The 13,444-nt window shown below is 51.2% G+C and carries 14 protein-coding genes; 10 read left to right on the top strand and 4 right to left on the bottom strand.

The annotated features are described in order from the left end of the window. Positions 1–67: 67 nt before the first annotated feature. Both hflK and hflC read left to right on the top strand, forming a co-directional pair. Complete coding sequence (gene hflK, locus QNK41_RS14485) at positions 68–1,039, top strand: FtsH protease activity modulator HflK (RefSeq protein ID WP_319258139.1); 972 nt, start codon at positions 68–70, stop codon at positions 1,037–1,039. Beyond that, entirely contained in the window at positions 1,036–2,004 is a 969-nt protein-coding gene (gene hflC / locus QNK41_RS14480; protein ID WP_319258137.1) for a protease modulator HflC, read from the top strand. Before hflK ends, hflC begins: the two co-directional genes overlap by 4 nt. Positions 2,005–2,096: 92 nt before the next feature. Here hflC and QNK41_RS14475 read toward each other — a convergent pair whose 3' ends face one another. Next, positions 2,097–2,195, bottom strand: coding sequence for a 30S ribosomal protein bS22 (locus QNK41_RS14475; protein ID WP_073474648.1), 99 nt, complete (start codon positions 2,193–2,195; stop codon positions 2,097–2,099). A gap of 221 nt (positions 2,196–2,416) precedes the next feature. On the opposite strand from QNK41_RS14475, the gene QNK41_RS14470 reads away from it, so the two are divergent. The 5 genes from QNK41_RS14470 to QNK41_RS14450 all read left to right on the top strand — a co-directional run bounded on the left by QNK41_RS14470 (position 2,417) and on the right by QNK41_RS14450 (position 7,356). Further along, complete coding sequence (locus QNK41_RS14470) at positions 2,417–2,968, top strand: hypothetical protein (RefSeq protein ID WP_319258135.1); 552 nt, start codon at positions 2,417–2,419, stop codon at positions 2,966–2,968. 114 nt (positions 2,969–3,082) lie between these two features. Further along, positions 3,083–3,367: a zinc ribbon domain-containing protein gene (locus QNK41_RS14465; protein ID WP_319258134.1), complete on the top strand. Its 285-nt coding sequence runs from the start codon at positions 3,083–3,085 to the stop codon at positions 3,365–3,367. 295 nt (positions 3,368–3,662) lie between these two features. Then, positions 3,663–3,950, top strand: coding sequence for a co-chaperone GroES (gene groES / locus QNK41_RS14460; protein WP_319258132.1), 288 nt, complete (start codon positions 3,663–3,665; stop codon positions 3,948–3,950). 39 nt (positions 3,951–3,989) lie between these two features. After that, entirely contained in the window at positions 3,990–5,654 is a 1,665-nt protein-coding gene (gene groL / locus QNK41_RS14455; protein WP_319258130.1) for a chaperonin GroEL, read from the top strand. A 628-nt stretch (positions 5,655–6,282) separates the two neighbouring features. Further along, positions 6,283–7,356 carry a LysM domain-containing protein gene (locus QNK41_RS14450; protein ID WP_319258129.1) on the top strand — a complete coding sequence of 358 codons (1,074 nt, stop codon included), beginning with the start codon at positions 6,283–6,285 and terminating at the stop codon, positions 7,354–7,356. Positions 7,357–7,447: 91 nt separating this feature from the next. Here QNK41_RS14450 and QNK41_RS14445 read toward each other — a convergent pair whose 3' ends face one another. Both QNK41_RS14445 and QNK41_RS14440 read right to left on the bottom strand, forming a co-directional pair. After that, positions 7,448–9,262 (bottom strand): GspE/PulE family protein, encoded by a 1,815-nt coding sequence (locus QNK41_RS14445; RefSeq protein WP_319258127.1) that lies wholly within the window; start codon positions 9,260–9,262, stop codon positions 7,448–7,450. 19 nt (positions 9,263–9,281) lie between these two features. Beyond that, on the bottom strand, positions 9,282–10,700 hold the full coding sequence (locus QNK41_RS14440; protein ID WP_319258126.1) for a hypothetical protein: 1,419 nt from the start codon (positions 10,698–10,700) through the stop codon (positions 9,282–9,284). A 558-nt stretch (positions 10,701–11,258) separates the two neighbouring features. Here QNK41_RS14440 and QNK41_RS14435 point away from each other — a divergent pair. Next, positions 11,259–11,597, top strand: a complete 339-nt coding sequence (locus QNK41_RS14435; RefSeq protein WP_319258124.1) for a hypothetical protein — start codon at positions 11,259–11,261, stop codon at positions 11,595–11,597. An 86-nt stretch (positions 11,598–11,683) separates the two neighbouring features. Here the strand turns inward: QNK41_RS14435 and QNK41_RS14430 are convergent, their stop codons facing one another. After that, positions 11,684–12,238 carry a DUF4136 domain-containing protein gene (locus tag QNK41_RS14430; protein WP_319258122.1) on the bottom strand — a complete coding sequence of 185 codons (555 nt, stop codon included), beginning with the start codon at positions 12,236–12,238 and terminating at the stop codon, positions 11,684–11,686. Between the two features lie 355 nt (positions 12,239–12,593). Between QNK41_RS14430 and QNK41_RS14425 the strand changes: the two genes are divergently transcribed. Beyond that, positions 12,594–12,797 carry a hypothetical protein gene (locus QNK41_RS14425; protein WP_319258121.1) on the top strand — a complete coding sequence of 68 codons (204 nt, stop codon included), beginning with the start codon at positions 12,594–12,596 and terminating at the stop codon, positions 12,795–12,797. A gap of 45 nt (positions 12,798–12,842) precedes the next feature. Next, on the top strand, positions 12,843–13,136 hold the full coding sequence (locus tag QNK41_RS14420) for a hypothetical protein (protein WP_319258119.1): 294 nt from the start codon (positions 12,843–12,845) through the stop codon (positions 13,134–13,136). The last annotated feature ends 308 nt before the right edge of the window (positions 13,137–13,444 follow it).

Here is a 13,444-nt window from a genome sequence, read left to right as displayed (position 1 = left end):
ATAAATGGCTTGGGATTGGTAAAAGTTAAACCGTCAACAACAGCAACCCGGCGGGGTTCCACCGCAAATGCACGATATCGTCAATCAGTTGAAAAAACTCAAACCGCCGGGCGGCACGCTGCTGATTATCGTTGTCATCGCTGCGCTGATGATCGGTTACTCTGTCTTTTTTACCATCGAGTCCGGTTCGGTTGGGGTGGTTCAACGTTTCGGCAAGTTTGTGCGAATCGCCGAGCCGGGTCCCAACTTCAAACTGCCCTTCGGTATCGAAAAAGTCACCAAAGTTCGTCAGGACCGCGTCTACAAGGAAGAGTTCGGCTTTCAGTCGGATCGCAACGAGAGTGATGGCAGGTACGCATCGGCCTCGGACACGGCCAACATTTCCCTGATGCTCACCGGCGACCTGAACGTGGCGGTGGTTCCGTGGATCGTCCAGTACAAGATCAAGGATCCTGACAACTACCTGTTCAAGGTGAAGGATGCCAATGGCTTGTTGCGCGACCTTTCGGAATCCAGCATGCGGCTGGTGGTTGGGGACAGAAGTATCAATGAGGTGATTACCAAGCGCGATGAGATTGCCGTGGAAGCGCATCGGGTGCTCCAGATTGAGTTGGACAAGGCGGAAACGGGCATCAATGTGGTCACCGTGGAAATGAAGAAAACCAATGTGCCCACGCCGGTGCAGGCTTCATTCAATGAAGTCAACCAGGCCACGCAGGAAAAAGAAAAGATGATCTACCAGGCCCGGGAAGACTACAACAAGGCCATCCCGGCCGCCAAGGGTGAAGCGGAACGGACCATCAAAGCCGCCGAGGGTTATTCCCTTGACCGGGTCAACCGGGCCCAGGGTGATGCCTCCCGATTCAAGGACCAATACAGCGAATACGTCAAGGCCAAGGACGTGACCAAGCGACGGCTATATCTGGAATCGCTGAAGGAGCTGCTGCCCAAGATCGACCGGAAATTCATCGTGGATGCCGACCAGAAGAACATCCTGCCTCTCTTGAACCTTGGAAACAATGGTGGTGAATCAAAATGAAAATAAAAGCATTGCTGGCCATTGCCGGCTTACTGGTATTGACCCTGTACGTCTGCGCGTATACGGTGGACGAAACCGAGCAGGTGGTGATCACCCGGTTCGACAAGGTCCAGCGGACGATAACAACACCGGGACTAAAGTTTAAACTCCCGGTTATCGAAAAAGCACTGGTTTTCCCCAACAACCTGCAGGAATGGGACGGCGATCCGGGGCAGATCCCCACCAAGGACAAGACCTACATCTGGGTCAACACCTTTGCCCGCTGGAAGATTGTCGACCCCGTCCTCTTCTTCAAGACAGTCGGATACGTGAGCCGGGCACAGCAGCGGCTGGATGAAATCATCGATCCGACGGTGAGAAACTTCATCACCTCCAACCGCCTCATCGAAGCGGTTCGAAACAGCAACCGCGAACTGGACACCTTCGAGGATTTGGGTGATGACGCCAATCAGGAGACACACACAGACAGGCCGGCCAGATTTGCTCAGGTGTACGTCGGCCGCGACAAAATCGACACCGGCATTCTCACGCAGGCTAAACCTAAACTGTCCAATTTCGGCATTGAACTGGTGGATGTCAAAATCAAGCGGGTCAACTATGTCGAAGAGGTCAGAAAATCCGTCTACGACCGGATGATTGCCGAGAGAAAACAGATTGCCCAAAAATTCAGGTCCGAAGGAAAAGGCGAGGCCCAGAAGATCCTAGGCGAAAAAGAGCGGGAATTAAAGCGCATCGAATCGGAAGCCTACCGGACCGCCCAGGAAATTAAAGGTAAGGCCGATGCCGAGTCAACGCGACTTTACGCAGAGGCTTACGGACTGGATCCGGAATTTTATTCCTTCATAAAAACGCTCGAAGTATACAACGAAGCGCTCTCCGAAAACAGCTCGATTATCCTGTCTACGGACTCTGAGATCTTCAAATACATGAAGGGTTACGAAGGGAACACGTCGAGTAGGCCGTAGCGGCAATTAAATCAAAAGGAAGCAAAAGCACCGACGCGCGCTATGTCGGTGCTTTTTTTATGGGTGCCCATCACAGAAGGTCGAAGGAATCATTATTTACCCTTTCGTCTCTGATGCCGCGTGCGGGCCAACAGCTTTCGGTGCTTATGCTTACGCATCTTTTTTCTTCGTTTCTTGATCACGCTGCCCAACCGATCACCCCCATTCATAATAAATTATCTGAATAAACCCGTTCTTTTATATCATCGTGCTTAACTTGTCCATATTTATTTGATTCGTGTTTCCGATCAACCGCCCGGCTATGTGATCCTGCAGTCAACGCTGCCGGCCACAAAGAAAACAGTCCTTTTGCCTTACGGGTCCACCCGATTAAGCCATTGATCCTTGATATGGGGTATGCTACAGGAATTTAATGGAAAAAATGCTGGGTATCTCCACATTCAAGGACGATGAACTGACCATTGTCAACAATGCCGTGGCCATGGCCGAAGAAGTGGTCAGCAACCACTATAAAATGTCCGCAAGCCAGTGGTTGCGCCCAAAATATGATGTCAAAACCCTCTCCGATCTGGCCGAAGATGAAATCGTCACCGGTCCCTTCGCCCAAATCATTCGATATGAAGGCAAACTGAAAGGCGGGGTCTTGGGCTCAAGCGCATATGATTTCTATAAAATATGTATTCAGGATCATTCCATCCTTGAAATTCTTACGAAGCGTCCGGAAATTGAGCTCTCTCCTTTCGCCCTGTATGTGGTCACCCATGAATTGGTCCATATCGTTCGCTTCAGCCGCTTTCAGCAGAACTTCAATGCCAGCGAGGTTGAAAAGCTGATTGAAGAGCGCCGGGTACACGGCATCACCCACGACATTCTTGATCCCCTGAAGACCCCAGGACTGGGTGCCGTACTTGATTTTTACGGCACCTGGCGCCCCCCCTTCGATGGGTTAAAAACCATCCCTTAATTTTCGCCGGCATTTTCTTGACAAGCACGAAAACTGACATATATTTAAGCATTCATTCAGTCGAGACACATAATTTTATTTAATTTTTGCAATACGTTACTGGAGAATTGAACCATGCCGCTCTACGAATACCAATGTGCGGAGTGCGGAGGAATAGAAGAGGCAATTCAGAAATTTTCAGATGCTCCATTGACCGTTTGCCGGCATTGCTCGGGAAAGCTGAACAAACTGATTTCCCAAAGCAGCTTCCATCTGAAAGGAACCGGTTGGTATGTAACGGACTATTCCAAAAAGCCAGCAGCTGCGTCCAGCGGCAAAAATTCTGATCCAGCCACCACTGACACTAAAACCAGCAGTACCGGCAGCTCTGAATCGAAAGCCACAACAGGTGAGGATTGATTTCTGTGGTCCCGATGATGTCCTCCCGGCCTCATCCACTGATGCTGATCGTCAAAGCGACTCAAAAATAGAAAGAAACTGGCGGTTTCCGCATATAAAAAAGGACCTCCACTCTTTACAAACCATGACGTGTGATTAGATTATTGAATCTTTCGGCTTCCTGAGAACAAATCAGCGTATGCGACGACATTTGTTTAAAATAAGGTCAAGATGACTGACCTAGTTTAAAATAGTTGTGAGGCTTTGTTTTTTGGTGATCAACACAAGTTCTAAACTTAAAAGGAGAGAAGGAAACATGAAACTCAGACCATTGCAGGATCGAATTCTGGTGCAGCGCGTCGAAGAGGAGACCACGACCAAAGGTGGCATTATCATCCCGGATACCGCTAAGGAAAAACCGGCTGAAGGCAAAGTCAAGGCCGTAGGTAATGGTAAGGTTGGTGATGACGGCAAGCGTGTGGCACTGGAGATCAAGGTCGGCAACCGAATTCTGTTCGGAAAGTACTCTGGAACCGAGGTGAAAATCGACGGTGAAGAGTATCTGATTATGCGTGAAGACGACGTGCTCGGCGTCATTGAGTAAGGATTACCCAACTAACGTTAGATATGGAGGTTACGAAAAATGGCTGGTAAAGTAATTAAATATGATATGAAAGCCCGCGAAGCGATGCTCAACGGCGTCAAGGCGCTTGCCGATGCAGTGGTTGTCACCTTAGGCCCCAAGGGCAGAAACGTCGTTATTGATAAGTCATGGGGTTCCCCTACCGTTACGAAAGACGGCGTCACCGTTGCCAAGGAGATCGAACTGGAAGACAAGTTTGAAAACATGGGCGCCCAGATGGTAAAGGAAGTGGCCAGCAAGACCAGTGATATGGCCGGAGATGGAACCACCACCGCAACTGTTCTCGCTCGCGCCATTTATGAAGAAGGGCAAAAGCTGGTTGCTGCCGGCAACAATCCCATGGCCATTAAACGCGGCATCGACAAAGCTGTTGAAGTGGCCGTTAAAGAGCTTCACAAGATGAGCAAGCCGACCAAGGATCAGCGAGAGATCGCTCAGGTGGGAACCATTTCCGCCAACAATGACGAAACGATCGGCAACATTATCGCCGAGGCCATGAACAAAGTTGGCAAGGAAGGCGTGATCACCGTAGAAGAAGCCAAAGGCATGGAGACCAACCTGGACGTGGTTGAAGGTATGCAGTTCGACCGCGGCTATCTCTCCCCCTATTTCGTGACCGATCCCGAAAAGATGGTCGTTTCGCTGGAAGACCCCTACATTCTCATCAATGAGAAAAAAGTCAGCAACATGAAAGACCTTCTGCCGGTGCTCGAGCAGGTGGCCAAGATGGGCAAACCGCTGGTCATCATCGCCGAAGATGTTGATGGTGAAGCCCTGGCGACCCTGGTCGTGAACAAGCTGCGCGGCACCCTTCAGGTTGCCGCCGTCAAAGCCCCCGGCTTCGGTGACCGCCGAAAAGCCATGCTGGAAGACATCGCCATTCTCACCGGCGGTCAGGTGGTTTCCGAAGATCTGGGCATCAAACTGGAGAGCCTGACACTCGCCGATCTGGGCAAATGTAAACGCATCTCCATCGATAAAGACAACACCACCATCGTTGACGGTGCCGGTGCGCGCTCCGCATTGGAAGGGCGTGTCAAACAGATCCGTGCGCAGATCGATGAGACCTCTTCCGACTACGATCGTGAAAAACTGCAGGAACGCCTGGCCAAACTGATCGGCGGTGTGGCCGTGATCAACGTCGGCGCGGCAACTGAAACCGAAATGAAAGAGAAGAAAGCCCGCGTTGAAGACGCACTCAATTCAACCCGTGCCGCGGTTGAAGAAGGCATCGTTCCCGGTGGCGGCGTCGCTTTGGTTCGCACCCTTTCTGCACTGGACAAGATCAAAATCAAAGCCGACCAGAAATTGGGAGTCAAGGTGGTCATGCGTGCCATTGAAGAACCCCTGCGCCGGATCGCCGGCAACGCCGGTTTCGAAGGCAGCGTGGTTATCGACAAAGTCAAAAACTCCGAAGGTGCCGTGGGTTATAATGCGGAAACCAATACGTATGAAGATCTCATCGCAGCCGGTGTTATCGACCCCACCAAGGTGGTTCGTTTCGCCCTTCAGAATGCTGGCAGCGTGGCATCGTTGATGCTCACCACCGAGGCCATGATTGCCGACAAACCCGACGACAAAGCAGCTGACCCGATGGCTGGCGCCGGCGGTGGCGGTGGCATGGGCGGCATGGGCGGCATGGGCGGCATGGGCGGTATGATGTAACCCATCGTCCCACCCCACTCCAGATCCTGTAAAGATAAAAAGCTCCCGCATTGTTATCGTGCGGGGGCTTTTTGTTTAGCCTCGCTGCCGCGTATAACCCACCGTTGTATAAAAAACATCAAAGTCATTAACTTAAGCCTTCTGTGGTCTTAAAACGACCCTTTCGGGGTCGATATCGCTATGGCTATCGGGATCGAAATCAATGTCCTGGCCATGTTTGTCGATTTCGATAGCGATCCCGATAGCCATAGCGTTTGGCTCTCCCAACATGAAAGCTTCTTAAGTTAACGACATTGTAAAAAACATGGCAAGGAGCTGTTAGCTATGGCCTTGACAATCCATCAGAAATCAGGTTAGTGAAAAACATCCAAACTTTATAGACAACGGTGGTTGGCTATTATTTCTCATTACCAGGCGCCTCACCCGTCATATCCGTATTCGCAGCCCGATGTTATGAAAAAGGTTGATTGTTTTTCCTAAAGATTTCTTCATCGATGGCCGATAAGATAGTTGGAGAAACCCATAAGCATATTCAAAGCGGTCAGATCCATAATGGATTAAATGCTTACTGGAATAAATATAAAATGGTCAATCATTGCTTTCATGCCACCTAAAGATGAGGTTTCTGATGAATCGCAGAATTAATTCAATCGCTCTTATTTCCGTTTTTCTGCTCCTGCCCCTGCTGTTTTTATCGCCCTCAACAGCAGCAGACAAGATCGACGTGGTCGAAAGCCAGACGGGGTTTTACTACACGATCCAGAAAGGTGACACCCTTTGGGATCTGTCAAACCATTTCAACGATTCTCCCTGGTTGTGGCCGGAATTGTGGGAAGGCAACGACCAGATCTCCAATCCTCACTGGATCTTCCCCGGAGAACGAATCCGCCTTTACAGAAAGTCGGGCTCTCAGGCCATTACGCAGACCGAGGCCGTTAAACCCGCTGCCGAAATCCAACCCGTTGCCGTTGCACTGGTGAAACCCGCTGAGGGCAAAAAGGGGACCACACCGTATTTCGTGTTTCCATCCATCGACCGCGTCGGATTTATCAGAAAACCCCCTGTTTTGCCCTCGGGAACCATTTTTGCGGTTCAAGGTAGAAAAGTGATGATCAGCGAAGGGGATGTGGTCTACATCCGGCCTGCAGACGATGCCGCAGGAGGCATTCTCATTCCCGGAAGCCGGCACACGGTTTTCAGGCTGATGGAACCGACGGATGATCCTCTGGCGACAGAAACGATCGGCACCCAGCATTATCTTCTGGGCATCGTGGAAGTGACTGAAAAAGATACGGATATGGTCCTTGCAAAGGTCCTGAAGTCATTTCGAACCATACGGGTGGACGATCTGTTGATGCCGTTCAACGAGCGGCATTCCAAAATTGAACTCAAACCGAGCATCCCCGGTATCGATGGACGAATTATCATCTCCGAAGATCATACGGATTTGACCGGTGATTATACGGTGGTGTTCATCGATAAAGGCCGCGCGGACAACCTCGACGTCGGGCAGCAATACAGCATTTACACTAAACAGAAAATCGTCCTGGAAAAGGACGAAATCAGCTCAATAAACCTGCCACCGGTAGACTTTGGCACTTTTCTCATCCTGCATACAGAGCAGACCACATCCACGGTGGTCATTACCAGTACGGCAAAAGTCATCTGGCCCGGAGAACGATTCAGAACGCCAATCAATTAAAAATCAGACACCTGCATTGCCATTAGACAAAGCCTGCCCTTCCCGGGGCAGGCTTTTCGTATTAAGCGTCTGTGCAAAAACCGTTTGATCGTCACCCAAAATCGTTTTTTGAGGTGACCCGAAGCACTTCCTGATAGGTGGTGATGCCTTCCATCAGTTTCTCAACGGCGCTCGCGCGCAAAGAAGCCATGCCCTCCGCTCGTGCCGTTTCCGCCAGGGCGGCCAGATCCGCATCCGGAACGGTCTGAGCTTTGATGGCATCGGTATAAGGAAGCACTTCATGGATGGTGGTTCTTCCCAGATAACCGGTCCCTCGGCATTTCTGGCACCCTTTGCCATGGTATAGGGACAGGTTGCCGGACTTACCGGTTTCCAGCCCCAGCGCCCGGAGTTTGGCCGCATCGATTTCGATGGGCACTTTGCAGACATTGCATATTTTTCGAACCAACCGCTGAGAGAGAATGCCCCTGAGTGTCGCCTGAATCAGAAAAGCAGGAACCCCCAAATCCATCAACCGGACAATCGATGACGGGGCATCGTTGGTGTGCAGGGTCGACATCACCAAATGGCCGGTGAGCGCCGCCTGGATTGCGTTTCCCGCCGTTTCCAGATCCCGGAGCTCCCCTATCATGATAATATCGGGATCCTGCCTGAGAATGTTGCGCATGATCGACCCGAAAGTGATTCCCACCTTTGGCCTGACGGCAATCTGGTTGAAATCTTCATGCACCATCTCAATAGGGTCTTCGACAGTGGTGACATTGACCTTCGTGGTGCTGATTTTCCGGAGTGTGGAGTACAGGGTGGTGGATTTCCCGCTGCCCGTGGGTCCGCAAACCAGAACCAGGCCGTGGGGATGGGAAATGATCTGGTTGTACTTTTGCATATCGAGCGATGAAAAGCCCAGACGCTCGAGATCCTGGAACAATATATCCGGGTCCATGACACGCATGACCACCTTCTCGCCGAAGGCCACGGGCACGGTGGACACGCGAATCTCCACCTCCACGTCTTTCTTGCCGGTCTTGATGCGACCATCCTGAGGTCGCCGTTTTTCGGCCATGTCCAACCCGGACAGGTTTTTGATCCGGCTGATGATTGCCGAGTGGACATTTTTGGGCAACTTGTAAACCGTGTGCAACACACCGTCAATCCTCATTCTGACCAGGCTGACGTCCCGCTTGGGTTCAATATGAATGTCACTGGCCTTTTGGTCGAATGCATAAAGGAAGAGGTGGTTGACGGCATTGACCACGTGATGGTCATTGGACGGCAGTTCATCTGCGGATTTGAGCTGGATATACCGCTCGAGATTGCCCAGGTCCACAGTCGGTCCGGAAAACTGATGCTCGGCCGCCGCAATGGATCGCTTAAAACCAAAAAACTCGTCGATGAGTTTGATGATGTCCGACCGGGGGCTCACCACGGCGTGGACCTGCATCTGGCAGGCACGGGTGATATCCTCAAATACGTCAAGGTTAAACGGGTTCGGTGTGGCTACGGTGAGTTTTCCCTGGCTGACCTCCACCGGCAACACCAGGTGATTTTTTGCAAAGGAGATGGGAATGGTGGTGGTGACGACATTCAGGTCAAGCTTCAGCGGATCGATCTTGGCAAAAGGAATTCCCCAGCTTTCCGCAAGGGTTTGAAAAATGGTATCCTCGTCCAGAGTCTTCGATGGATCATCTTTGCGCTTCAGGTTCAAGGCCACAATGGCATCGATGAGGATAAACGGCTTGTCCCGATTTTCATTATAATCGTTGCCGCCCTGTTTAACGCGGCGACGCTCGAACTGTTTAATCAGTTCAAAACGGTTGCCATAAAAGTCCCGTGCCTGCGCGAAGGATATCAAACCCTTTTTTTCAAGCGCAGAAAGGAGGCGTTTTTCGGACAGCTGATCGCTCACGTGCAATTTCCCCCTGCCCTTATGCCGAATGCCAGTTGGCGGTGGTAATGCTCCGGATGACATTTTCGATCCATGCCATGGTTCGAACGACGGATCGCTGATTTTCCGGGGTACCACTGATTTCGGACAACTGATAGCCATATTCGCTGATTTGTCTGAGCAGGCCCACATCATCACGTGTCCCCACCCGTCCGACACCGCGAACAATTATTTTCAGGTGCTGCAGAAAAACCGGCAGGTAGGTTGCAGCTCTAAGCGTGCGATAGATGCCCGCTTTCGGATCGCCATATTCGTTCAATGCGGAGACCAGAATAAGGTGTGCGGTTTTACCCGACAGCAGGGAAAGAAAGATGAAGATCTCACGCTCAAGAAACAGCAGGTGGCGAACGGATGGCGCCTGTTTGCCAGGTTTGGTAGCATTTAAAAGCGCAACCATTTTCTCATGAATGGTAACCACTTTACTGGAGAACCGATACTCCACCGAATCGATCCGAAACTGTGCATAGTGCACCACGTTCCTATCCAATCCGTTGCGGACGTTGAGGACCTCTTCCGGCGTCATTTCGATATCGACATCAAGCTCCTTGTTGTATGTCCTGAGCAGGATGTTGGCCAGCATGATTGCATTCCGATCCGAGGGTTCCACCCGATCGGGATGCCGGCAGAAATCGGCCAACAAAAAACGCAGCGCGTGTTTGGGCCGCTTGATGCGGCTGATCAGGTGCTGCAGGGCATTGAGGAAGGAAACCCGATTGGTCCGGCCTTTCAGCACTTTGAAATAACACCATAACAATTCAAAGGAGTGGTTCCCGTGTCGTGCCAGTTCATCGATCATCGGTTCGAATGTTTTGCGGATGAAGTTTCCCTGTCCATCAAACAGCTTCTCGATTAACAGCGTTATTTTTTCTGTGTCATGCATAGGGATCTTGAAGGCATGGGAGACGGCCTGAAGGTTTTTTTCATTGCGGCGTTTGACCAACTGATCGATCACCATCAACTGCCGCTCCGTGTCACGGCTCTCCTTCCCCAAAGACAAGATGGTGAGAAGTTCAGCATTCACAGTGCCAATCATGGTCGATTTACCATCTACATGCACCTGTATGGCATCCCGTCGCACGGTAACAGCGTCCAGCGCCTCGCCATCAACCTTGTAAATCCCTGCCCGCAGCATGTTTGCCAGCAGCGGCGCCATCTTTTGTAAAACGACCTTATTTTCAAGTGCATTCAGGATTAAACTATAGGTATGCAGCTGTTTCAAAAAGGTTTCTGCCCCCATCCCGTCGTAGTCGTTCAAAATGGCGACTGCCGCATCGTCGTGAAGGTCCTGATCCTCGGTCAACTCCTGATGAATCAGCTGCATCGCCTGTTGCTTCAGGTTGCTCACATTGGTGTCTTTGGCTGGATCGATGTCAGCGGATAAGAATCTGCGGTCGGTCATTCTTTATCTCCATCTGATTGAATTCGCTTGGGATTTTTCCTGTCTAAATGCATTGGGCATACGACTGACAAGCGCGAATCATTTAAAAAGCAAACCGAACACGCTGAAAACAGCAACCGATTTTTTCCGGTTCGGCGTCGCCGAAATTCAGGTGCCTGCTATCGCTTTGTATATTCACGGGCAGCATATCACAGAGCGTCGGAAAAAGCCATTCCCAGTTTCGACCCGTGTTTCTGAGTTAGGCTTTTTTTCCAGTCAGTTACGGCACCAAGAGTGGCCTTGCGGCAACGAAAGGGACCGATCGAAAACGGGTGTGATCCAAATCACCAGGTAAAGATCATAGTGATAGTATTGTCCCCTCAACATGTTATTACTCCGCTCATATTGCCTAAGTGCCTCATCGTGCCAACCCTAATGGTTGAAAATTGACTTACACGCTTGCAGCTTCAATCCCGGCTAAGCCGCGGAGACGGCTGTCGGCCTTATGCAAATTTAAGTTTTTTTAAATATTTGCCAAGTAGGTCCCCTGGCAACACTCAGATGTTTTAAGGAGGCACGATGATGAATCGGAACTTGAAGGGTTTACTGGATCGAATTGGAGAGGAATACAAGCCAATGATTCTGAAAGGATCTCGCCATTACCTCGAAGTCAGGGTCGGCGAACAGGCACAGAAGCTGGGAGTTGCCGATTTAGAGGAAAGATATAAATATAGCTGTGTAATCGTCCCCTTGAAAGCCCCCCAGAAAGGCATGAAAGTTCGTATCGATGGGCGCACGTTTGTCAACTATGCAGAGCATGCATCCGGTATTGCCTTTCCCGGGCATATAGCCAGAGAGGCCGGGCGATCGTTCAAGCGCTTTATTCCCAATGACAGCATGATCTGCAATTTTACCTGATCGAGAACTGGCGGCCATCCGATTTTCGTTAACGGATCAGACGGCATCCAGGTGGCACCAACGCCGAAGGCAAACCGGAGAATTGATCATGGCTGGCCACCCGGAGGGAACTGGGAAAGGATCATGTCCACGATTTTCCGGATCTCCTCGGCGGCTTCTCCAGGCGTTTTATGGTTTCTCAGCCGGAAAACACCCACCCCCCGCCACATCAAGGCACTCGTGCCTGCTGAATAAATATCGATGGTCAGGCGGCTCTCGTCATATTGCCGGATGCGCGTTTCGGTACCGACGCCCCCATACCAAGGATGATAGTAGCTTCCCACGCCCATAGTCGAGTAATAGGTGTCGCTTTGAATTTTCTGCTCGATGGCCAGATGATAGGTCAGATATAGATCCGACTGCCCCTGAGATGGGCTGATGTTTCGACTCGCCAGATGGGCCTCGACAGCATGGCGGATGCGTTTATCCAGCAGTGGGTTGTCGATGCGGATGTCCCCGGTAGCATCCTGAACCGGGTCTCGCCATTGCCAGGTGCCGAAGCGTGACATATCCGCATTGGGGTCATAATCCTGGCTCACCTGAACGGTGGCGCAGCCGGCAAAGGCCACAACGGCCAAAAAAGTGACTGTCGAGATTCTCATCATTTCCTCCACGGTTTACGAAACAACCCTCCTACACGGTTGACGGCCGGTCGAATCACGATTCTGCCACGCTTTTGAACCGCGATAGCGAGCGTACTCCCCGCGGCGTGCCGGAGCGAAGCAGGGATCCCGCTCACCGGGGCCACGAGGAGGTCTCAATCAACGTCCTCCTGATAGGATGCCCGTGACCATTAATCAAATGCGGTAATCACGGCTGCCACCATCGACAATGCCGCTTTCTCGACGATGGATGAATTGACAGCATCATGTTCAACGGGTATTATTTTTTCATCCCCTTCTTGCGAGAACGCGGAATACAACTTGGTGGTCGGGCATCTGTTTACCGGCGACACCCTTGTTTGTGGGTGACGCCGGACGCACCGATCGGAAAGACGGATCGCTCGACCGTCTCATCTGGAGCCTCAAGACTAAACTCCTTGGGCTTGAGGATGATACCCGCATCTGGCCCGGCCACGATTACGGCAATCGGCCGAATACCACCATGGGCCATGAAAAAAAGGAGAACCCGTATATCACCGATTTTATCCTCGACCCCTGAACCGCGTTCACTCGGTCTTAACCGACAAAAGATGAGGCAGTTGCCATGAAATCCCTTCACGTCAATTTCAACGAAGCGACCCAGGCCGTTGAGCCCATCGACAACGCTTTCCAGGAGCCCTGGGATGATGTATGCGATAGGTTCAATAACGATGTAAGGCGAATCAAAACGGTATCAGACCCAAAGGGCTACAACGCCATTTATGCCTGTTATGATGAAAACAATCAGCCGGTTTACTTTCTGGTGGAAGAAAGCGACGTGCTGACAAAATTGCGTCAACGAACATTTCTCCACAAACTCGGCCGGACGCGGACGGCAGGGTCTCTGAAAAAAGATTAACCTGAAATCAAAGCGGAATGCAGTTCGTGGACAAGGCGGGTCGAGGGTCTGATACTTTTGCCCAATCTGAGCGATTGTCGAGCTTGCCGCAGATTCAAGGCAGATGTCGTCGCGCTATAGTGGACTATGCGCGGCGATAGCTAACGCCGAAGATAGGGTGATCCGCCTGAGGCGGATAAAGATCGGCAAACCCAATCGGTTTCACCTTATTGAATACAACCATCGATGCTACCCAACCGTGATCGTTACCCATCGACCTTCTTCGAGAAAGGTGAATCGCTCAGTTTGGGTCTTGGTATGGGGGCTTT

The sequence above is a fragment of the Desulfosarcina sp. genome, from assembly GCF_033791525.1.
Lineage (GTDB): Bacteria > Desulfobacterota > Desulfobacteria > Desulfobacterales > Desulfosarcinaceae > Desulfosarcina.
Note: the sequence above shows the minus strand (reverse complement) of the source record. Positions and strands in the feature narration are given on the sequence as shown.